At 32.8% G+C, this 22,356-nt stretch carries 20 protein-coding genes; 12 read left to right on the top strand and 8 right to left on the bottom strand.

Annotated elements, in window-relative coordinates:
• A partial coding sequence (locus PVA17_RS07720; RefSeq protein WP_274067356.1) for a winged helix-turn-helix domain-containing protein occupies positions 1–222 on the top strand: 222 nt, incomplete at its 5' end.
• Positions 219–1,859 (top strand): sensor histidine kinase, encoded by a 1,641-nt coding sequence (locus PVA17_RS07715; RefSeq protein WP_274067355.1) that lies wholly within the window; start codon positions 219–221, stop codon positions 1,857–1,859. The genes PVA17_RS07720 and PVA17_RS07715, both read left to right, overlap by 4 nt.
• Before the next feature lie 616 nt (positions 1,860–2,475).
• Here PVA17_RS07715 and PVA17_RS07710 read toward each other — a convergent pair.
• Positions 2,476–3,633, bottom strand: coding sequence for a Ger(x)C family spore germination protein (locus tag PVA17_RS07710; protein ID WP_274067354.1), 1,158 nt, complete (start codon positions 3,631–3,633; stop codon positions 2,476–2,478).
• Positions 3,634–3,939: 306 nt separating this feature from the next.
• Positions 3,940–4,170: a hypothetical protein gene (locus tag PVA17_RS07705; protein WP_274067359.1), complete on the bottom strand. Its 231-nt coding sequence runs from the start codon at positions 4,168–4,170 to the stop codon at positions 3,940–3,942.
• On the opposite strand from PVA17_RS07705, the gene PVA17_RS07700 reads away from it, so the two are divergent.
• Positions 4,104–4,478: a YugN family protein gene (locus tag PVA17_RS07700; protein WP_483308014.1), complete on the top strand. Its 375-nt coding sequence runs from the start codon at positions 4,104–4,106 to the stop codon at positions 4,476–4,478. The two genes, PVA17_RS07705 and PVA17_RS07700, sit on opposite strands and share 67 nt — an antisense overlap.
• A 595-nt stretch (positions 4,479–5,073) precedes the next feature.
• Here PVA17_RS07700 and PVA17_RS07695 read toward each other — a convergent pair.
• From PVA17_RS07695 to PVA17_RS07680, 4 genes are all read right to left on the bottom strand, one after another.
• Positions 5,074–5,394: a DUF4183 domain-containing protein gene (locus PVA17_RS07695; RefSeq protein ID WP_132359413.1), complete on the bottom strand. Its 321-nt coding sequence runs from the start codon at positions 5,392–5,394 to the stop codon at positions 5,074–5,076.
• 49 nt (positions 5,395–5,443) lie between these two features.
• Positions 5,444–5,863, bottom strand: a complete 420-nt coding sequence (locus PVA17_RS07690; RefSeq protein WP_132359411.1) for a DUF4183 domain-containing protein — start codon at positions 5,861–5,863, stop codon at positions 5,444–5,446.
• Between the two features lie 836 nt (positions 5,864–6,699).
• Positions 6,700–6,855 carry a hypothetical protein gene (locus PVA17_RS07685; protein WP_274067353.1) on the bottom strand — a complete coding sequence of 52 codons (156 nt, stop codon included), beginning with the start codon at positions 6,853–6,855 and terminating at the stop codon, positions 6,700–6,702.
• 280 nt (positions 6,856–7,135) lie between these two features.
• The gene (locus PVA17_RS07680; protein ID WP_132359409.1) at positions 7,136–7,798 is read right to left on the bottom strand and encodes a Crp/Fnr family transcriptional regulator; all 663 of its coding nucleotides are present in this window, start codon (positions 7,796–7,798) and stop codon (positions 7,136–7,138) included.
• Positions 7,799–7,882: 84 nt separating this feature from the next.
• On the opposite strand from PVA17_RS07680, the gene PVA17_RS07675 reads away from it, so the two are divergent.
• Complete coding sequence (locus PVA17_RS07675; protein ID WP_274067352.1) at positions 7,883–8,614, top strand: HAD-IIB family hydrolase; 732 nt, start codon at positions 7,883–7,885, stop codon at positions 8,612–8,614.
• A gap of 431 nt (positions 8,615–9,045) precedes the next feature.
• Here the strand turns inward: PVA17_RS07675 and PVA17_RS07670 are convergent, their stop codons facing one another.
• Positions 9,046–9,999 (bottom strand): protein kinase family protein, encoded by a 954-nt coding sequence (locus PVA17_RS07670; protein WP_274067351.1) that lies wholly within the window; start codon positions 9,997–9,999, stop codon positions 9,046–9,048.
• Between the two features lie 472 nt (positions 10,000–10,471).
• Between PVA17_RS07670 and PVA17_RS07665 the strand changes: the two genes are divergently transcribed.
• From PVA17_RS07665 to hblA, 6 genes are all read left to right on the top strand, one after another.
• Positions 10,472–11,614 (top strand): serine hydrolase domain-containing protein, encoded by a 1,143-nt coding sequence (locus PVA17_RS07665; protein WP_274067350.1) that lies wholly within the window; start codon positions 10,472–10,474, stop codon positions 11,612–11,614.
• A gap of 901 nt (positions 11,615–12,515) precedes the next feature.
• On the top strand, positions 12,516–14,012 hold the full coding sequence (locus tag PVA17_RS07660; protein WP_274067349.1) for a serine hydrolase domain-containing protein: 1,497 nt from the start codon (positions 12,516–12,518) through the stop codon (positions 14,010–14,012).
• A gap of 444 nt (positions 14,013–14,456) precedes the next feature.
• The gene (locus PVA17_RS07655; protein WP_132359397.1) at positions 14,457–15,494 is read left to right on the top strand and encodes a Fic family protein; all 1,038 of its coding nucleotides are present in this window, start codon (positions 14,457–14,459) and stop codon (positions 15,492–15,494) included.
• Between the two features lie 496 nt (positions 15,495–15,990).
• Complete coding sequence (hblC, locus tag PVA17_RS07650) at positions 15,991–17,310, top strand: hemolysin BL lytic component L2 (protein WP_132359395.1); 1,320 nt, start codon at positions 15,991–15,993, stop codon at positions 17,308–17,310.
• 46 nt (positions 17,311–17,356) lie between these two features.
• The gene (gene hblD, locus PVA17_RS07645) at positions 17,357–18,589 is read left to right on the top strand and encodes a hemolysin BL lytic component L1 (protein ID WP_274067348.1); all 1,233 of its coding nucleotides are present in this window, start codon (positions 17,357–17,359) and stop codon (positions 18,587–18,589) included.
• 23 nt (positions 18,590–18,612) lie between these two features.
• A complete protein-coding gene (hblA, locus tag PVA17_RS07640) occupies positions 18,613–19,725 on the top strand; it encodes a hemolysin BL binding component B (RefSeq protein ID WP_274067347.1) in 1,113 nt (370 codons plus the stop codon).
• 291 nt (positions 19,726–20,016) lie between these two features.
• Here the strand turns inward: hblA and PVA17_RS07635 are convergent, their stop codons facing one another.
• Positions 20,017–20,784 (bottom strand): sulfite exporter TauE/SafE family protein, encoded by a 768-nt coding sequence (locus PVA17_RS07635; RefSeq protein WP_274067346.1) that lies wholly within the window; start codon positions 20,782–20,784, stop codon positions 20,017–20,019.
• A 103-nt stretch (positions 20,785–20,887) separates the two neighbouring features.
• Between PVA17_RS07635 and PVA17_RS07630 the strand changes: the two genes are divergently transcribed.
• Both PVA17_RS07630 and PVA17_RS07625 read left to right on the top strand, forming a co-directional pair.
• Positions 20,888–21,766, top strand: a complete 879-nt coding sequence (locus tag PVA17_RS07630; RefSeq protein ID WP_274067345.1) for a LysR family transcriptional regulator — start codon at positions 20,888–20,890, stop codon at positions 21,764–21,766.
• 118 nt (positions 21,767–21,884) lie between these two features.
• Positions 21,885–22,280, top strand: coding sequence for a VOC family protein (locus PVA17_RS07625; RefSeq protein ID WP_132359385.1), 396 nt, complete (start codon positions 21,885–21,887; stop codon positions 22,278–22,280).
• Positions 22,281–22,356: the final 76 nt, after the last annotated feature.

Below are 22,356 nucleotides of genomic sequence, written 5' to 3'. Positions count from 1 at the left end.
TTATTTTACTTATTGAAGTATTTATGTGAAAACGTAGGGCAAGTATTATCAAAAGAGCAAATTTATGAGCGTGTATGGGGTGACTGTTTGTTTGATGATAATACTGTGATGGTTCATATTCGAAAACTGCGAGAAAAAATAGAAAAGAATCCGGGTAAACCAACTTGCATTATTACTGTAAGGGGGATTGGTTATAAACTTGTTGGAGATGTTCATTCATGAAGCCAGCTAGGAGATTAACACTTCGTTTTGTGTCTTATTTCAGCATCTTTTATATACTAATCATTTCAGGCTTTATTATTTGTTTGGTGTTTTTCTTTCAATCTCTCATTGTTCATATGGGTGACAATATTCATACAATGACTTCCTCTGAAATTGAAGATAATGCTGTCATAGAAAAAGGTAAATCCATTAAGCTTGCTGATTATTTAGTGAAGCGAGCTGAAGAGAACGCAGGGCAATTATATTTGTTCAATGAATCGATGGATATTGTTGATTACACAGGAGATTCATGTGAACTATGTGGAATGACAGATAACGAAATAATGGCTCTTCAACGCCCGGGAATGCACACTTGGGAGATTCCTAAATATTATTTGTTATTTCTACCTATATCATCTGTCCATCCACTTTTTGAGGAGGCACTACAAAATTGGAAAGCTACAGGTGGAATTTCAAATGAGGTACTTCAGCGTTTACAAGACAATAAGGCATCTGTTGAAATCTATAATGAGCAATGGGATAGGGTAGAGATCATTGGAGAGCGTTATAAAAAGCTACATAAGCCTCAATTGCTAGAAGAGAAATATGATATTTTTGAGCATAAAGAGTTTATAGCAAATGCTGCTTTGGAGGATGGCTCGACACTAGTTGTACGGATGCCAAATCCGTCATACAAGCCTTTGGAAGATCCTTTTAAAAATGCAATGTTTTTATTTATTTTCAGCTTCTTTGGTGAAAGTATTATCATGTTAATAGGGGTATTCTTTTTATCGATTAGCATTTCTCGTCAATTTGTTCGTCCGCTTTTGTATATACTATCTCGAATAGAGCGACTTTCACATTTTGATTACAGTAAAGTAAGAGATAAGAAGGTACATCATCGAAAGACAGGTAAATTAAAAAGGAAATTTAAGTTATTTAAGCCAGTTGATGAATCTCTCAATCACTTATCGGAACGTCTTGACTCTAATGAACGACAAATTAAGCATGCAGAGCAATTACGTGAAGAATGGATAACAGGCTTATCCCATGATTTAAAGACACCGTTAAGCTCTATATATGGTTATTCATCCATGCTTGCTTCTAAAGATTATGAGTGGACAAATGAAGAAATGCGCGTCTTTGCAACTACAATGCAGGAGAAGGCAACCTACATGGATGCTCTTATACAAGACTTAACCTATACGTACCAATTAAAAAATAAAGCGATCCAGCTTGAAAAAGTATTATTACCACTTAACATATGGTTACCTCAATATGAAGATGAGCAGGTGTCTGTAAAGGTTTATGGGGATGTTATGCTCGAAGCAGACGAGCTTTTATTAAAGCGCATTTTAGACAATTTAATAACTAATGCTAAAAAATATACGCCTGATGGTACGAAGGTAAGTGTAGAAGCGAAAAATATCGGTAATGAAATTATACTGACCATTGCTGATAAAGGTCCTGGGATCCCTCAGAAGGAGCTCGATAACCTCTTTGAGAGATATTATCGAGGGACAAATACGACAGACGATACAACGGGTACAGGGCTAGGATTGGCTATTACTAAACAGTTAATTGATTTGCATGATGGAGCCATTAGTGTTCAATCGGGAGCAGGAGGTACAGTTTTTGTGTTGAAATTTAAATATTAAAACATTGAAAATTTGGGCAGTACAGGTGAAAATCATTCACTCTTAAACAGGCTTGAAGTTAAAGTGTAGTTTTTTAAGAGGATTATCCCTATATGAACAGCTTTTTCATAACTTTTTCTCATACATCAATCTATAATTGGACTTAATAAAAAGCTAAAAAAGAAATAGATAAATAGTTATAGTTTTATTAAAAGATTAAGCATTGTACGAAGTCCGAACTTCGCTTCTACATACGTAGTGCCAGTATCAGCTATTTTCTAGGTATATTTTCTTTTAAATGAAAATATAAGTTGAAGATTAATCATTGGATTAGTTTTTATCCTTGAAGAAAGATTGAAAGGCTTTGGGGGTTGATTCCTAAGCCTTTTGGAGATTTTCAATGAAAGAAAAATTTATGAATATAGGGATTTGTATTATGTATTAAAAAGATTTCTTTGTGCGTTTGGTAGCCCGAAAGAAGTAACCAAAAGAATCTTTTTTGATTAGCCACCGTTGATTTCAGCTTTGTACAGGTTAATGCCTCTTCGAACAAAGGACCCTCGAATCAAAAAGGATTATCAACTATAAATAAATGACCAGGTAATCACAATTTTTTGTGAGCCTGGTCATTTTGTGTTTATTTATTAATTGTTTCTGAAAATGTTTTTCTTCCTGATTTTATTTTATCTATTTCAACATTTATTATTCTGATTGATTCTTCATTCAAGGGTATTTTCCCATTGTTCTCTAATGCTTTCCATACTTTTACGTTGTTTCGATAAAGGTGTTCAGACAAACGATAAATATCAACGTTTAACATCAACCCTGCTTCATAGGTTGCCTTTATTTCCTCTTTAACTTTCTTAATAACTCCCTTACGTATTGCATTTTCTGTTGCCTTTTTTTTGAAACCATTAAGGATAACATCGACTTTAATGTCAACATCAAACTGTACTTGATTGCCTTTAATAACTGGTTTAACATCAAAATATTTTTCTTCCATATCTACTGTTAAACTTTTATTATTGTCTAATTTGAAGGTTAAGTCTCCTCTATTCTTTTTGTTCTGCATCCAGTTGATACCTCTTGCATTATCACCTATAATTACCCCTTTAAATCCATCTTTTGAAAGTATCCCAATCCCTTTTATTGTAGTTTCTTTTGAAGGGTGCTCTTTTGTTGTGTCCCAATTTTTAACAATTGAAACAAGAGGTAAGCTAACTTCATGACTAGGTTCATTTAAACCGATAACTAGATTCTTTAAATTTACAGGTTCTGTAAATACTTCTAATTTTCGTGCATTTAATGGATGGCTTAATTTTGAGTCGATTAGTGATTTATTTAAAATAGGTGTTGTCAAAAGAATTTCTTTTAGTGAGTCTTGGGTTAAGTGAACATTCATTTGGTATCTTGTTTCTCTAAATCGCAAAAAAGTATCGAAAACTGAAATAACTTCCTCGTGTTTTAGAGCCTCTTCTGTAAATATCAGAAAGTTCATATGTCCCCAAAATACTTCTTGATCAATGGAACGATATAATTCATAAATAGCCTCCTCCAAAGTTTCCCCTATAGCATATCCAATCTCTGCAGGCGCTTCCGGAACATAGGGTATTTCAGATTTTGCTATGTCTTTAAAGTTAATTAATTGTAGATAAATTTCGTATTGATTATCTTTAAAATCCACCCCAACGCCATTAACATAGTACATTCTCTGGGGTTCTATCTCATCCCAACATCCGGATAGAATAGGGAGTGTTACAATTAATATAAAAAAGCCCTTAATTATTCTACTCATTGCTCTCCACCTTAAATATCAATACATATTTTTAGTTTGGCAAAAATGAAGATAATTATAAATAAAAGGGTCTTTTTTTTATAGGATAAGTGATTTTCTTTATAGAAAAAACCGATTACCTGTATAGTATGGAAATCGGTTTTTTTGATTCAAATTATAAAAACGTATTGGGCTATTTCTCACTATGTTTTTTCAAGAAGGCAAGTGTTTTTCCTAGTGTTTGTTCAGCGTGTGTAGTAGTAAAATCAAATTGATACTCATGACCTAGGTCAGTATTTGTTCCGTCAAATAAAACACTTTCTACTTCTACACCATTTTTTGGAGAATATCAATAAGCTCTGTCGATTGTGGAGCTAGTGGATCAGCATCTCCGACTGTCAAAAAGGTTGGAGGGTAATTAGGTGTTATATGGTTAACTGTAGACATCTCATTTAATCTAGAGAAGGACTTGAAATCTTTTTTTCCTGTATATGCCCAAAATACTGATTGTATACCTTTTTTTATTATTGGAGATGACTGAGCACCTATTTTCTCCATGTTATAAACACCACAAAATAAAAGAGCACCTGTGGAGAGAAGGAGGAGAAACCATTTACTTAAGAGTTCCATTTTCAGTTTTGGAAGGAGAGCTCGACGAATACGATGCATCCATTATTTTCCGCAAACCATACGTTATAAAGCATGTCGTAAATATTGGTTTGGACAATGATAAAAATTCTTTATTGAGTGCCACGGGATTTAGCCAATTTCAGGATCCCCTTGATAAAGACGGTTACATTAGGAATAAAAACCAATGGGTACATGCGGGAGAACAAGCTATAAAAAAGTTTATTAGCTGTATGTAATGAGGTAGTAGCTCGAGTCAAGTTGGTCTGTTGTACATTAGTCACTATAAGAAGACTGAAAGGCTTAGGAAATATCCCTAAGCCTTTTTGGAGGTTTTTAATGTAAGAAAAGTTATGAATATAGCATTTGTATTATGTATTCTTTTGTTGGCGTTTGGTAGTCCGAAATTGATTTCAAACGTAGCGACATCATGCAACAGGATCTATCCAGAATTTTAGAAGGTGCACAAGCTAAGCTAATTTTGTTGTGATAGTTAACTTTGGGAATAGCTTGAAACAAATAAGATTATCTAAAAAATAAAAAGGATCACTTCGAATTAAGAAAGTTTACATATCAGGTAGTAACAGGTCCTCAAGGAATAACAGGTTACTTTCAATTACCGACCCTTTATAGTAAAAACAAAGCGAGTGCTATTACAGTATTCAGCCTTAGAGTGAGATATGGATATTAAAAAGGTCAAAATATAAACTACCTCAAATCGGAGCTTTGATAGGAAATGATAAATAAAGGGTCACTTGAAATAAAGTGACCCTTGTACAAAAGGTAGAAGAAAGGCTAGACATTTACAACTTGCGATTATTTAAAAATTAATCATTAAGTTTGTGTGACTAATTCTACAGCTTCTACTACTAATGGAGTTCCGGCTGAGATTGTACCAGTAACACCGTTAAAAGTTAACTCTGTTGCAGAAATTGTATACGAACCGCCTTCTTGCATTACACCGTTTATATAGAAGTTATAGTAGCCGTGTGTTACTACTGGAAAAGCAGTAGCGGCAGTACCGCTATCATTTAAAAAGGCAGTAGCAGGGATTGTAGTACCGTCAGCAACTGTTAAATCTGCTGCTAACACATCAAAAAATCGTGTGGAAGTACCATTAACGTTTACATGAATATTAATAATTGAAAGTGCCATTTTTTCACCTCCTTTCAAGGTAAAAAGATTAATTTAGTAAGTTCTCATATCACATTTGTTGGAAACCCAATGATTCAATAATGATTGGAGTTCCGGCAAAAATAGTTGTATTAAATGGGGTAAGGATTAACGAATTAGGGGTTACTTTATAAGCACCGCCTTCTTGCATCACAGCATTGATGTAAAGATTGACATATCCATTGGGATTAAAAAGCTTGAATTCTGTTACTGGATCGCCATTATCATCAGTAAATAAATTAGCAGGAAGAGTTATTCCGTTTGTTAAATCAATATCATCTGTCACAATATAAAAATATCTATTTATTATTGGAATAATAGTTCCTTCAGGGATAACAACTGGAGGAGGTTGAATAGAACCTACATCAATAGCTTTTAAACGGGGCCAAAAAATTCGGTTATTTTCACAACAACTGTCACAAATCAATTTTAGCGGGTCCAATTTTCCCATTTTTTTCACCTCCCTTTTTCATATGTTTTTGACCCCGTAAGGTATAGGCATTTGTTATAAAGAAAGATTTTCAAAAAAAATTATCTTATTTTTACTATATTTTATGAAATAGCATGGGAAGGTGATTGGCACTTAGTCTATAAAAAGAGAATTAAATCAATTTTTTTACGAAAAAATAGGTTTTTGAATACCTTAAAGCAATTAAAGTAGCGTTTTATACAAGCAAAAAGTGATAGAAATACTGTTAAAAAAGCAAAAAAAAGAATTAGACTAAAGGAATTTGCAATAGATGAGTCTTGAAGAATTAAGCTTTTGTAGATTTAATAAATGAAAAAGCCGTAGCGCAACACGCTACAGCTAAATGCCCTTTTGAATGGCTGGTTCTTATAAGAAAGATATTATACTGGAAGGTAATTTTATGGGGGTGTCAATTAATAGGTGAACCTGTTTGGCGTGAAAAGGATTTATTCGTATTTTGAAGAAACGTAAAGAGAACGATAAAACGGTTTAATTTATAGATTTTAACGTGTCGAGTAAAGTTATAACATTCCGCAAATTGAAGTTATTGGAACCAACTACAAACTCTTCGTCTCTTTCGGTTAACTATCAAAAACTGCCTACAATCATAAAATCTACAATAACTCCACTTACTGGATTTTCCGATCCTAATACATTAATTCCTAATACGGTTACACCACTAATGTTTGTAATATTAGCAGAGACATATTTTGAAGTAATATTCTTCTCTCTCATTTGTACTCTCGGTCTTAAATTTATCGTTGAATTTGTAGAAAGTTGAAACTGCAAAGTCAATAGTTGATAACAGTGGATTGCCATTAGCCAATGCATTGTCTGTAAAATAAAATGTAGCTACCATTTGTGTCTGATATAGCTTGTCCATAAACAATGCGCTTTTCTTTTTTGGGATTCGATTCGCCCGCTTTAAACACATGAAATAATGTTGGTGCTAGTGTAATAAATTCAATGCTCATAGCCATTCCCCTTTGTTATATTTTCCATCAATTACAAGTACTAAAGAATGATTTATTAATATACTATGAACTTTTTATTAATTTAATACTTTTACCGATAATTTGGCAGTTTATTATTTAAAGTGTGAAATTACTATAATCGTTCCTTAATTTCACGATTTATTTTGTAAAACATAGTACATAAAAAATCACTTCTAAATCGAAGTGACCAAGTATAAAAGCTTTATTTTGGTGAGGATTAAGGAAATGAAAAACCTCATTGAAGTTCTGTTTTCCATGTTTATTCAAAGCGTACATTTTCGGAAATTTCTTTCATCTTAGCCCAATCCAAAATTTCTATCGCATTATTTTCTCGACTGATAATCCCTTGTTCTGACCAGTCCTTTAGGATACGATTTATATGTCTTTTTGTAGTACCAATTAATGAGGCAACATCATCTAAAGAATTTGTTTTTATGTATTGATTGACATGTGTTGGAGATTCAACAGTACATAAATAAGCTGCTAAACGTACATTTACTGGAGAAAGCGCATTAACTCTAGATGAAATTGTGCAAGTTAGGAGCTTATATGCTAACTCTTTTAATAATAATTGATTAAATTTACTATCAAATTTTAAATGAGTTTCGTACACGTCTAATGGAATAATTAAAACTTCACATGGCTCTACAGCGATACAGTTAGATACAATTAAACAATCTGTAAATATTTCAATATCGCCCATAATCGAGGGCTGCTGGCAGTACCTTAATAATAACTCTTTCCCAGTCACTTCTAAACTTGATACCATATACCTTCCTGACAGTAAAAAATATAATCCGTCTATCTGGTCTCCTGCTTTTAAAATGTATTCATTCGGTTGGAAAGGACATACAATAAGGGATGGAGTTAGTTCTTGTGTAAAAGTGTAGTTATAAATAGATTTAAATAGACTTTGATTCATTTTTTCCTCCGAGACATCTGTCCTGTATTAATATTTTTAATTTTAATATAGTTATAGTTAATTAATAAAGAGGTAGGTATTCAAATGAACTTTGTATTCGATTTAGATGGAACACTTTGCTTTGATGGTAAAAGTATTGATAGAGAAATTATTGAAGCACTTCAGGAATTAAAGGTAGCAGGGCATCAAGTGATTTTTGCCTCAGCAAGACCTATTCGTGATTTAGTACCTATCATACCAAAGGATTTTCATGAAGGTCTATTAGTCGGAGGAAATGGAACATTTACGTATGATCATGGGCAAATTCAAGTGACACATTTTGAACAACAAATATTGGACCAACTCATTACACTTATTCATCGACATCAGTTGAAATATTTAGCAGATGGTCAGTGGGATTTCTCCTTTACAGGTGATATTGACCATCCTATTTATCGAAATATCGATAAAACCAATTCAACGAACATACCGTTGGAACAATTACTACCAGTCTGCAAATTAGTTTTATTCCAACCAAATGAGGAAGTGTTAGAAGTGCTTGAAGCATTTCCGGTCCTAGTCACACACTATAAAACTGAGCATGCCATCGACATTAGCCCTCTAGGGATTAATAAAGTTAGAGGACTACATATGTTGAACATTCAACAGTTTATTGCTTTTGGGAACGATAGCAATGACCAATGCTTGTTTGAGCATGCAGCTCATAGTGTATGTGTTGGGAGTAATGATGTGAAAAGTTATGCGAATGACATTGTTGAACGAGTTGGTGTAGCGAAGATGATTCGTGAACTAATGAGAAAATATGATTTAAAATAATTCGAAATTAATAAATATTTTACCACTTTTAGACGATTTCAACATCAGCAACATAATAATAGAAATATTGAAGGGTTTAGGATTTATTCAGGAATAACAGGTTACTTTCATTTTATGTCTTAATTAAAGCCTGTTAAGCGCTGTACTTTATGAAAAAAAGTGAATGATATATCAGTACTTATGCGTTAAACGGTATACTGACAAAACTACCAAAGCTTTTTAAAGGGTCTTGAAATGAAAGTGACCCTTGTACAAAAGTCAATTTGTGAATCACGTTCCGGCACAATATCTTCTTATAAAAAATAAACTGGGCAATAAGTATATATGAGCATGTTTTGAAAAAGATTAATCAAAACATGCTTTTGATAGTTGTTCTCATTTAAAGGATAACTAATTTAATAAAACTTTTTAAAGTTACTATCGAGTAATCACTAATTATTAAATTCTAATTCTTCAAGTATATGTAACGTTTCCTGTAAAAATAAATCTTGTTCTTCTTTACTTTCTAACAAAATACCATCTTCTACTCTGTCAAAACGAAACGCGCGTATAATGGCTTTTGTGTAAGCAGCATAAGTTCTTTCTAATTCATTTAAGGGGCGTTCTTTGTTATATGCATCCATAAATAATTTAAATCGCTCCGTTCCATTTAATCTACCTTCGTAGGGAACATGCCAAGCATGATATACACCAACTGCAATACATTCATTTAAATAAACTTCATTTCCAGCTAGATTGAAATCATAAATTGCTAGACTCCCTTGATTTTGTTTTAACATGTTGTAATAACAAAAATCACCTTGAATCGCTCCTTGTGGTAAATAACTCCAAATTAACTTTAATCTTTGACGATAATCATTATATAAAGATTCTATTTTAGTAAAGATCGGGTGTGATTTAAACTGTTTTTTAAAGTCTATAAAGCTTAACTCATTTTCATCGTAATCCCCAATTGCATCAGTTTGATTTCCACCAAATAAACTCCAAGAAGTAGCTGTGTTGAATGGAGTTGATAATTGTTGAGAGATGAAGTGCTGAACACCTAACAAACGACCGATTTCAACAAGTTCTGCATCTGTTATAGTTTCAATTATTTCGCCCTTTAGTTCTCTTTCTAATGAATATACTTTCTCCTCAATTTCTACAACGTAAAAATCACTTTTAGATTTTACATATTGAGAAACATTCATCCCTTTTTCTGATAGACTATTAGCAAAATGACAACATTGTTCCCAATAGGTTTTACTTGCTTGTTCTCCTTTTAAGATATATGTATACTCTGCTTCAATTTTTGCTAAAACACTTTCACCCATTCTAAAAATATCTATATTTTTAGGGGTAACGTCGTAATGACTACATATAAGCATTATTTTTTGATTATCCATCTCAACCTCCATAAACTTTACCCTTACCTGGATGTTAAATCTGCAATTTTATTTTATAGAATATTTTTACAATTGTATATAAAAAAATAGAGATTGTATTCCACCGAATAAACTAAGTGATGTAATTCAAATGGGATATAAAAGCTCTGAATCATTAAGATCATTTTTTCCTATTGAATGGCTTTTGGCCTTTGCCTTATGAATAGACCGAATGAAGGAATGTAACGCGCAAATGACGTTAAGAGACATGAGAATTTGACATAAAGTTGCGATGTTTATAAAAAGATAAGAAGTTTCGTGACGTTTATAATAAAGACATTGCTCGAGTTGCTTAATTTTGGAATAATTAATATTTAATAGTAATTAAATTGTTTAATATTTCCAACTATAAATAACCACCAATAAGAGCTTTGCAAACCTAATAATAATGTAACTCATTAATACAAAACTCATAAATGGAGGTCATCGAAATATGAATCAAAATTTGAAACGTAAAGAGCTAGATAAGGTATTAGATTTCTTGGAACAAAATAGGCTATTTAGCGGGGTTGTACTATTATCTGAGGAAGGCAAAACATTTTACAAGAGAGCAATTGGCAAGAGAAATAACTCAAGTAAACAGTCTCTTGATGCAGTCTTCGAAATTGCCTCGCTTTCAAAGAGCTTTACAGCAATGGCAATTATGATACTAATTGAGGAGAAAAAACTTACGATAGATGATAATCTTAAAAAGTTTTTTCCTTTTCTCCCTTATGAAAACATTACTATTAAAAATCTGTTAACTCACACTTCTGGACTTCCGGATTACATGGAATGGTTTGAACATCCAAGTAACTGGGATCCAAATAAAATTGCAACGAATAAAGATGTAGTTAAATTTTTGAAAGATGAAAAGCCAGAAGTGTTATTCCGCGTGAATGAAAAGTGGGAGTATTGTAATACAGGGTATGTATTACTTGCAGAAATCATAGAAATGGTTTCTAGAATAGAGTACGGAGAGTTTTTACAGAAAAGAATATTCACACCTTTAAATATGTTCAATACATCAACATATTCACAATTTCTAGATAGCGAAATTGAAAACTTTTCGTCAGGTTTTATCTATGATTGGGAACAGGACTTGTATAGACTACCAACTGAAATGGAAGAACATAAGTATGTTTACTTCTTCGGTGGTGTTAAAGGTGATGGTGGTATAAAATCCACCGTAGATGATTTGCTGAAATGGGAGCGTGCTATTTATAATAATGATCTAGTATCAGAACAAACAAAGGAAAGTATTATAGATCCAGTTTTCATTACAGGAGAAGCTGCTAATGGGTATTGTCCTTGTTTGCACGAAAATTTAGGGGGATATGGACTTGGTTGGAAAATAGAGGACCATCCTCAATATAAGAAGATTATTTTTCACGATGGATATTGGGCAGGTTATTATTCAGTTTTAATTAGTTATAAGGAGAGTCACAAAACTATAATAATACTAAATAACCTAGACTTTACGGATAACGAGTTAAACAAGACACCATATTTGTTAACTCTTACTTTAGAAAAGATTTTATTCGGAGAAAAAGCTGGGTTACAAAAGTTTGAACAGTTAATAATGTCAAATCATTAGAAAAAGCATATTTGATGTATCTTTTTGACTAACACTACAAGGGTAAACATATATTAAAGCATCAAATTTGGAGTAATATCTAATCGAAAATAGGGAATTTGAAAGTCTATAAAATTGCATTCAACGGGCGCAATCGTGGAACAACACTAGAAATGATCTTTTTATAAAACTCTCATACTTAACTAAAATGAACTTCATTTTGATTAATTTTTTTCCAAATGGAGTTTTTTCATTTGCTGTTAAGCAAAGCTGAAGGCACTTTTTAATCATTCTTTATTGTAAAGCTATATTTTATTTTTTTTGCAAGTAAATCTCTATTTGATTGGGAAAATGGAGCAAGGACACACCTATGCAAGATGTAGCAGGGAAAATTCGAGCATTATTGGGAAAGTATCGTGTAGGTGAAGAAGATACTTCTAAGCTTGTTAAACATTAATTACGCATGCTACAGTAGCTTCTTCAAGAATTGGGCGTTATCCAGGAAGGATGGCGCTCTTTTGCTGTATTGGGTCAAACTTTCTATAAGGAAATTGGGTGCTTTTGTTAGAATTATAGAGAAGATAGTGACATATTCCATGCTTGGATATTAGCAGGAATGGGACCATTATACAGTGAATATTTTTATAAAAGGGCTGTAGCAACGATTGCTAACATAAATGTGCCTAGTACAATAAGAGAACTTTCTATACCAACAACGTCAACAGCAACAACATATAAATTTAAGGGAATCGAAAAAACAATTCATGATAAGAAAACAATGTTGCAACATCAGTAATAGTCCAAGTTCGCAACATTGGTTTTTTATCGAAAAAGAGTCCTTAAAAAATCTTTTGATACTTTGTACAGTAGTAAAAACATTACTAAGTGTAGAGTAGTTTATTATGAAAGAGTAGGGGGAAGTATGATTAAAAAAATTATAGTTTTAATTACTAGCATTCTCTGTATTTTACTAATTATGTCTACAGATAAAGTTATGGCAACAATAAGTGATAGGGATGAGAAAATAAAACTTATTGAAGTTGAAATTGAGAGCAACATGAAAAAACATGATATTCCGGGGATGGCCTTTGCGCTAGTTGATTCTAATGGGATTATTTATTCTAAAGGTTTTGGAGTTTTAGATATACGAGATGATACCCAGCAGATTGACGAAAATACAAACTTTAACTTAGGATCGCTTTCTAAAGTGTTTACCACAGTAGCTATTATGCAACTTCAGGAGAAAGAATTTTTAAGTATAGAAGATCCTGTTGTTGACCATCTTCCTTGGTTTAAGACAAAGGATGCTTTCATGTCAAATCAAATTACTATTAAACATTTACTTAATCACTCGAGTGGTTTGCCAAGTCGTCTCAATGTTCATGATGTTAAAAGTGTAGATCGCCGGGAGATTATAGAGCAAATTAGTGAAAAACTAGGTAATGTTATGTTAGCTGCAAAACCAGGTGAAACGTTTGAATACACCAATATGAATACAGATTTGTTGCAACTAATTATTGAGGAAGTTTCAGGTGTCCGTTTTACAAAGTATATGGATGAAAATATTTTTAAGCCTCTTGGAATGAACAGAACAGGGTATTTTACATTTGATAATCATCACCTTTCCAATACAGCAATGGCGCATCGCTATCAATGGAGTAAAATTAAACCCTATGAGGAAAAGCTAGTCTATGCTACATCTAGCTCGGCTGGGTTATCCTCAAATGCAACAGATTTAGCAAAGTTTATGAAGTGTTTACTCAACGGGGGAATAACGCCTACGGGTAATCTGATTCGTTCAAATAGTATTACTGAAATATTCAAAGCTAATGAATATGGCGTAGGGTACAATTGGTATGTATATCCTCATAATATGTATATGGAGGGTGGGTTATCAGGCTTCACTTCAACGATGGTCCTTTCTTCTGATAAATCCTTTGGTCTTGTTCTCTTATCAAATTCGAAACAAGATATAACATACCATTCTGGATTTAATTTATTTAGAATAGTGGAAGGAGGAACCCCTAAACCTTTACTAGGTAAGGATTTTCCAAAGGTGAATGCTGCCGCTAAGATCATTCTTGGTATTACAATCTTCATTTTTATTATGTTAATCTCTGTATTAGGATCAACATGCTATAGTTTAGCAAAAGGAAGGCATAGGGTAGCTTTTGCGAAATTTAGTTTCAGTAGATTTTGTGTGATCACCTTCATACTAGTATTATACTTTGGAGTAATGTATTACATTTACGTTTTACTACCTTTTTACGTGGGAGTTCCCTCGTTATTCAACTTTAAAAAAGAACCAGATGTCACATCAGGACTGATTATATTTAGTATAGTACATACATTGTTCTCTATAGTTTTATTCTTGAAAATCCTAATAATTCACAAGGTTAAACAGATCCAATCGGTATAGTTTAATTAGAAATTAAAGCGTTGATCCAACAAGGGATTAACGCTCTTTTTATTGAAGCAAATTGAACTAACGAAGCGGGTTTAGTTGTTCAACATAGTGGAATAACTAGCCTTCGTTAAAATGGAGGATTGTATAGCGGGAAGAAAAAATATATAAAATGTCACAAAAAATAATAAAAATCAGTACATTTACAAGATAATATTCCGATATTTAATAATGTCTAATGTCTAACATCTATATTAACGATACATCCACTTGTTAAATAAATCAGTCTAAACTTATACAAAAATTTGAATAATAAATTAATCCTCTTTTTTTAGAAAGTAAAAGCTCTATTAAACCGGATGTTATTTGAATAGTAATACTGAATAACATTAGGAAATCCTAAAATCAAAAATTTATTATTGTAATAGAGCATTGAGAGATAGTAACAGGAGGAACAAAATGAGAAATTATTTCGAAGATCCGAACATAAATATCGAGCAACAACTAATAAACTTGGTCAGTGAAATTAGTGAATATAAAGGAATGTTGACCGCTTATAAAGAGCAAAGACCTGACATATTCACTAGCCTTGAAAAAGCTATACCCCTACAATACATAAAAAACTATATTTCAGTTTATGAGGATATAAAAGTTTCAAATAAGCGATTAAAAGAACTAATTTTAGATGATATGATGCCCCAATCAATTTCGGAAGATGCAATATTTTGTTATTATGAAACTTTGAATTTAGTTCATAAAAAATCTTGTACTTTTTCTATAAGTCCAGATACTATACAAGAATTGCATTTCCAATTAATTCATTATAATACCTCTGACGGTGCAAAATGGCGCCAAAAGCCATTTTCTATCCCAGGACTTCCCGAAAAAGGGATGCATACGATTTGTTATCGTCCTTTTCCACCTGAAAATATTCCGCGGGCAATAGAACAACTATGTAACCAGTATAATTTATTACATCGTAAAAAAGAGTTACCTACACTTATATTAATAGCTCGCTTTATATTGAACTTTTATTGCATAATTCCTTTTAGTCAAGGCAATGGTAGATTAACAATTATGTTAATGCAATTACTATTAGTAAAAAGCGGACATACATTTGTGAAATATGTTTGTTTAGATGAATATATAAAGAAGAGAGAGTCAGAATACTATGAAGCCATATTTAAATCATCGGTTAATTGGTATTGTAATGGGCATAATAGTAGCTTCTGGCTAAAAGAGTTTTTACTTATTATTTTAGAAGCTTATGAAGATCTACATAGCAGAGTACTAGATTCTATATGTAAACATACGAAGGTAGAGCGAATTCAAAATTTTATTCATCATCAAAAGCAACCATTTACAAAAGAATGCATTCGAAGCATTTACCCAGATATAGCTGAAAGTACTATTAGTAAAGCTTTAACTGATTTGCAACTATTAGGTGAAATTAAACTTATTTCAAAAGGGAGAAATGCGCGCTGGATGAAAGTATAGTCTTAATCTACACCTTTTAAAGTCGGGGCTAATCAATTTTTACTAAAAAATTAAAAATCTATTGTAAGAACCAATTGCCAATCTTAAGCGGCAATTGGTTCTTTAGTTATCTATCTGATAAGGAATGGAAAGCAATAAATACGTCTTTTCTAAAATAACCAATATGTCTAAATTTAGAAGATTTATTTCCTAATCTGTTAACAAAAATATGTCCATATTGCCATTTCAATCTGCTTATTTTCGCCATATTATGGCATCTTTATGTTAATTATGTTCCTATTCATCTACTTTAAAATCAATATTCCGGCGAGAATTAACTATTTTACACATAAAATAGATTCTTTACACTGCAGTTTGCCAAAAATTGTGACAATACCTAAAATTTACATTACAGGAAAGCATAAATCGTTTTCGCAAAGATCTTTCCTGAAACAAAAGACTTAAGAAGTAATTGCATAAATTACTTTGAAAAATATTATAGAAGGACCTAAACAAAATGAAAAAGAAAATAATTACAGGGTTAATGATAACGTCCATTGTTACAACGGGGGCTATTCCTGTACATACTTTTACAACGCCTTTAGTTCATGCGGAAGTTCAAGAAGAGAACATCGCTATTTCCTCATCTTTAAGAAAATTAGGTGCACAGTCTAAATTGATTCAACTATATATAGATCAGGCTTTAATAAGCCCTAATGTACAGCTAGAGGAAGTACCAGCTTTAAACACAGAGCAATTTCTAATAAAACAGGATATGAAAGAATGGTCATCGGAACATTATCCAAAGTTAATGCTAATAAATTCAAAAAGTAAAGGGTTTGCCACTAAATTTAATAATTATTATCCAACATTGAAAGGGTATGTAGATAATAAGGACGATAGGGAAGGTTTTTTGGATAGATTAGAAGTCCTTCAAGAAATGGCTATAACGAATCAAGAAAATGTGCAACTTCAAATTAATGAATTAACAGACCTTAAATTACAGCTTGAAAAAAAACTTAACGATCTCGATACGGATGTGACAAAAGCTCAGGGAGTACTAAGTTTAGAGGGAACGGGCAAGATAGACAAGCTAAAAGACGAATTACTAGCTACTAAAAAATTAATTCAACATGATTTACAGCAAATGGCATTACTGCCGGGAGCTTTAAATGTACAAGGACTTAAAATATTCCAAGAGATTTATAGTCTTGCAAAAGATATTATCGACCCAGCTGCACAAACAGCGGCGGCGGCGTATAACAAAGGAAAAGAAATTAATAAATCTATTCTAGAGGCTGAGGAAAAAGCAGAGCAAGAAGCAAAAGAAAAGGGTAAATCTGCTTTAGAAATTGAGGCTGCTAAAAAAGAAGCTCGTGAAGCCATTGAGAAAAATAAAAAAGGTGAAATTGCTGCAGCGGCTGCTACAAAAGCGAAAGAGTATGACCTTATGAAAGCAATTGACCCAGAAAAAATCAAAAAAACATATAGTACCTTCGCTGAAGTAAATAAGCTAAAGGCAGAACAACGAGCATACTTAGATGATTTAGGGCAACAAAATCAAAAATTATATGATTTAACAACGAAACTAACGATAGCGGATTTACAAAAATCAATGCTACTTCTTATGCAACATGATTTACATACATTTGCTAGCCAAGTGGATGTAGAACTTGACCTATTGAAACGCTATAAAGAAGACTTGAATTTAATAAAAAATAGTATCAAAAAATTAAGTACTGATGCTGATACTACTGACAATTCGTCTCAAAAAGATACATTAAGACAATTGAAAAATATAATAAGTCAACTAGAGGAACAAGTTGATAAATTTTAATGTTGTGAAATTATAAAAATCTATCGAAGATTTGGAGGCGTTTAATATGAAGAAATTCCCTTTTAAAGTATTAACTGTGGCAACTTTAGCAACGGTTATAACCGCTACTAACAGTGGCACTATTCATGCACTTGCACAAGAACACATTACTCAGGAACAAAAAATAGGAAATTATTACACATTAGGACCTGAAGGACTGAAAAAAGCGTTAGCTGAAACAGGATCTCATATTCTTGTAATGGATTTGTACGCAAAAACAATGATTAAACAGCCGAATGTAAATCTATCCAATATTGATTTAGGTTCAGACGGGGGAGAATTAATCAAAAATATTCACCTTAATCAGGAATTGTCCCGAATCCATGCGAATTATTGGTTAGATACGGCGAAACCAAAAATTCAAAAAACAGCACGTAATATTGTAAATTATGATGAACAATTTAATAACTATTACGACACATTGATAGACACTGTAAAAAAGAAAGATAAGGAAGGCTTAAAAGAAGGTATAGGCGATTTAATTAGTACAATTCATACAAATTCGAAAGAAGTTACAGAAGTAATTAAAATGTTAGAAGCCTTCAAAACAAAACTGTATACAAATACGATAGATTTTAAAAATAATATTGGCGGACCAGATGGGAAAGGTGGATTAACGGCAATATTAGCGGGAAAACAAGCATTGATTCCACAGCTTCAAGCTGAAATTGAAAATTTGCGTTCTACTCAGAAGTCCCATTTTGACAATGTACTAGCATGGTCAATTGGTGGTGGCTTAGGAGCAGCTGTTTTAGTTATTGGAACGATTGCAGGAGGAGTAGTAATCGTTGTGACTGGCGGAACAGCTACACCGGCAGTTGTAGGTGGGCTTGCCGTTCTAGGTTCTGCTGGTATTGGTTTAGGAACAGCAGCTGGTGTTACGGCATCTAGTCATATGAACTCCTATAACGAAATTTCTAATAAAATCGGAGAATTAACGATGAAAGCCGATTTTGCTAACCAAGCAGTTATTGCACTTACTAACGCTAAAGACACTTTGACATATTTGTATCAAACAGTGGATCAAGCGATAATGTCTCTAACGAATATTCAGCAACAATGGAATACAATGGGGGCAAATTATAAAGATTTATATGATAATATCGATCAAATGCAAGAACATAAGCTCTCTTTAATACCTGATGATTTAAAAGCAGCTAAACAGAGTTGGAATGATATTCATCAAGATGCAGAATTTATTGCAAAAGACATTGCGTTTAAACAAGAAGAAAAGAATTGAAAGACATCTAGGAGGAATACAAAATGAAAAAAAAATCTCTTTACAAAGTACTCGCTGTATCGACGCTTTTAACCTTGACAACAACTTCTGTAATCTCTCCAGTAGCAGTATTTGCAGAGACAAGTAAGATTGAGCAAACTATCAATAGTGATACATCTCTTTCAGCAAATGAAGCGAAGATGAGAGAAACCTTGCAAATGGCGGGGCTTTTTGCGAAATCTATGAATGCCTATTCTTATATGTTAATTAAGAATCCAGATGTCAACTTTGAAGGAATTAACATTAAAGGTTATCCAAATTTACCTGGTAAAATTATACAGGATCAAAAAGATGCAAGAGCACATGCCCTTACATGGGATACAAAAGTAAAAAAACAGCTGATAGATACATTGACAGGTATTATTGAATACGACACTAAATTTGAAAATTATTATGACATAATTGTAGAGGCCATTCATACAGGAGATGGAGAGACGTTAATAGAAGGGATTTCAGATTTACGCGAAGAAATTCAACAAAATCAAAAATATGCACAACAATTAATAGCAGAATTAACTAAATTAAGAGACGCTATTGGACAAGATGTAAGAGCATTCGGCAGTAACAAAGATCTTTTACAGTCGATTTTAAAAAATCAGGGGGTTGCAGTTGAGGATGATCAAAAGCGACTGAAAGAAGTTTTAGAATCGGTAAACTATTATAAAAAATTAGAGTCTGATGGAATAATAACAGTATCTGTACCCTCTATTCCTACGTGGATTGCTGGTGGTATTATGTTAGGGATAGCAAGAGATCAATTAGGTCAATTAGAACCATTATTAGCACAATTAAATCAGACAGTTGATTATAAAACAACATTAAATCGTGTAGTTGGCATTGCACATAGTAATATTAGTGAAATGTACAATGCACTCGATGATGCTATTAACGCTCTTACTTTTATGTCTACACAATGGAATGATTTAGACTCTCAATATTCAGGCGTACTAAGACATATCGAGAATGCATCTGCAAAAGCGGAACAAAATAAATTCAAATTTTTACTACCTAATGTGAAATCAGCTAAAGACAGCTGGGGAACATTAAAAGTAGATGCAGACACATTAAAAGCAGGGATAAAAGAGTTAAAAATATAGCCTGTTTTCAATAATAGAAAAGTAGATTTGGGGAATATTTCATTGTCCAAATCTGCTTTTTTATTTCAGTTTTTTAGACTGCTTTCTTGCAATTAGAACACTTTTTTAGCAAGACCAGTAAGTGGTGTAGAATTTTTTATGTAACATTCATTCAGACAAAGACAGTTATTTTCTTTCATCCTAACTAACTGCCCAACCTTTTTTGATGTAATAAACAAAAATAACGCTGTGTCTTTACTAGTAAGATAAATTTGCACAACAAGCCAAATAACGTATACTAGCCAATGGGTGTTATATCAATAAATCTGATACGACCTGAACAATTAGCAAGAAAAAAATAATGGGTAATAAAATTTGAATCCATGTTGTTTTGATATATGGAATGATCTTTAAACCTAAAAACGAGCCAACAATTGAGCCAATTGAAACAGGAATTGCGATTCCCCAATTAACAATGCCCGTAAAGTAGTAAAAGAGAAATGCACCTGTACAACTTGAAAACGTAATAATTCTTGTTACCTCAACTGCTTTTATATAGTTATATTGCTTTTTAAGATGATAGGTTATATGCATTAGGGCTGAGCCTGGTCCAAAACCACCGTCATATATTGAAATCGCGAACGGAATGAGTTTATTAATTGGTTGTTCCTCCGTTTCTTTTATATCCTTAACCATAAATTTATTACTGCAAAGTACAATGAAAAATGCGAAAATTAAGAATACACAAGCTACAACATTCATGACTTGCTCTGATAATCGGGTGGCTAAAAATGCACCAAATAAACCTCCAAAACTAGATATCATAATTAAAGATGTGAATTTTTTGACCGATAAATGTCCTTTAATTATAAACGATACGACATTGGATAGGGCTGACATTCCTGTCGCGAATTTATTAACTGCTACCGTTGTATGAATTGGAATGCCAATAAGTAACATTGCGGGTAACAAAACGAAGCCGGCAGCGCCGAAAAGAACACCAATAATTGCTGCGAGTAAGCCAATTGTAAATAACATAAACCCATTTACTGATAACCATTCATGTAGTAAAATTTCCATCAAATCACCTCATACTTAAATTACTGCTAACTAATACATAAAACAAATATATAATAATTACTTATTCATAAATATAATTTATGGATGGAAAGGTGTGAATGAAATGAATTTGCATGCATTAAGGATTTTTACGAATGTAGCAAAGCTTGGAGGAATTACCGCAGCAGCGAATAAAATGCTTCTTAGCCAACCAGCTGTCACAATTCAAATACGAAAATTAGAAAGCGAAATAGGGGCAAAATTGATCGAAGGAAAAGGACGTGGCATTCAATTAACGCCTGAGGGGAAGTTTTTGTATGAGCAAGGAATGCGTTTATTTTATTTAGAAGCGCAAATTGATGACAAGCTCGGTAAATTTTTAGCGAAAGAAGAAAAAATACATATTGCTTCGTCCTACATACCAATAAACTATATACTCCCGCCTATTATAGCAGCGTATAAGCTTGCTAATCCTCGCGTTGAATTTATTGTATCTTTAGGCAATGTAAAATCTGTGGAAGAGCAAGTCCTGAGTTATGAGGTAGATCTTGGCTTTGTCGTGCAAAATAAAATTGGTCACCCTGATTTACGGTTTGAAAAAATAGTAGATATCCCGTTTTGGTTTGTTGTTCACCCATCACATTCTTTAGCAAATCAAATTGTCCACATTAATGATTTATCGAATGAGGACTTTATTTATCGGGAACGTGGTAGCTCGACACTTGATTTATTGGAGTCGGTTTTTTACACGTTTAACGGTCAATTACCTAAATTAGGACTTCAAATGCAGGGCTTACATGAATCAATTAAAGTAGTAGAAGCAGGATACGGTATGACTTTAGCGCCGTCCTACAGTGTAACGGAAAGTATAGCAAATAAGAAACTAGCTCGGGTGTATGTTGAACAGGCAGATATTCAGCAAAGCTTATTTATATGTACACGCAAATCAGATATAGAAGAGCATCCATTTATACAGTATTTAAAAGAACATTTAACGCCATAAATTAACCAATCTTAAGATTGAGAAAAGGGAATTTTATATTTCCATTTCCTGCTGTATTAATATATAGTGATGGTAATCATCCACAATGATTAATATTATTCTTAAATTGGAGGGTATAATGGGGAGATTAGTTCATTTTGAAATTCATGTAAGTGACATGGAACGTGCAAAGAAATTTTATGGAGAGGTATTCGGATGGTCATTTCAAGACTGGAGTGATTATGCAGGAATGCCTTACTTTGGAGCGGTGACTGGCAATGAGGACGAGCTAGGAATCAATGGTGCTTTAATGCAACGTCAAGGTACTTCTCCGGAACCAAACCAAGCCTTAAATGGATTTGCTTGTACAATGGGTGTGGAAAATTATGATATAACAGAAGCTAAAATTCTTAAGAATGGCGGCACGGTTGCCATGCCGAAATATGCACTACCAGGAATGGCGTGGCAAGGATACTATATTGATACTGAAGGCAATATATTCGGAATTCATCAACCTGACAAAAATGCAAAATAGAGCTCTAATAGTTAACAAGCATTTTTAAAAATCCAGACTTAGACTACGAGAAGCTGTTTCACTAAAAATTAAACAG

Source organism: Lysinibacillus sp. CNPSo 3705, from assembly GCF_028674935.1.
In the GTDB taxonomy this organism is placed as follows: domain Bacteria; phylum Bacillota; class Bacilli; order Bacillales_A; family Planococcaceae; genus Lysinibacillus.
This window is presented reverse-complemented; position numbering and strand designations above follow the sequence as displayed.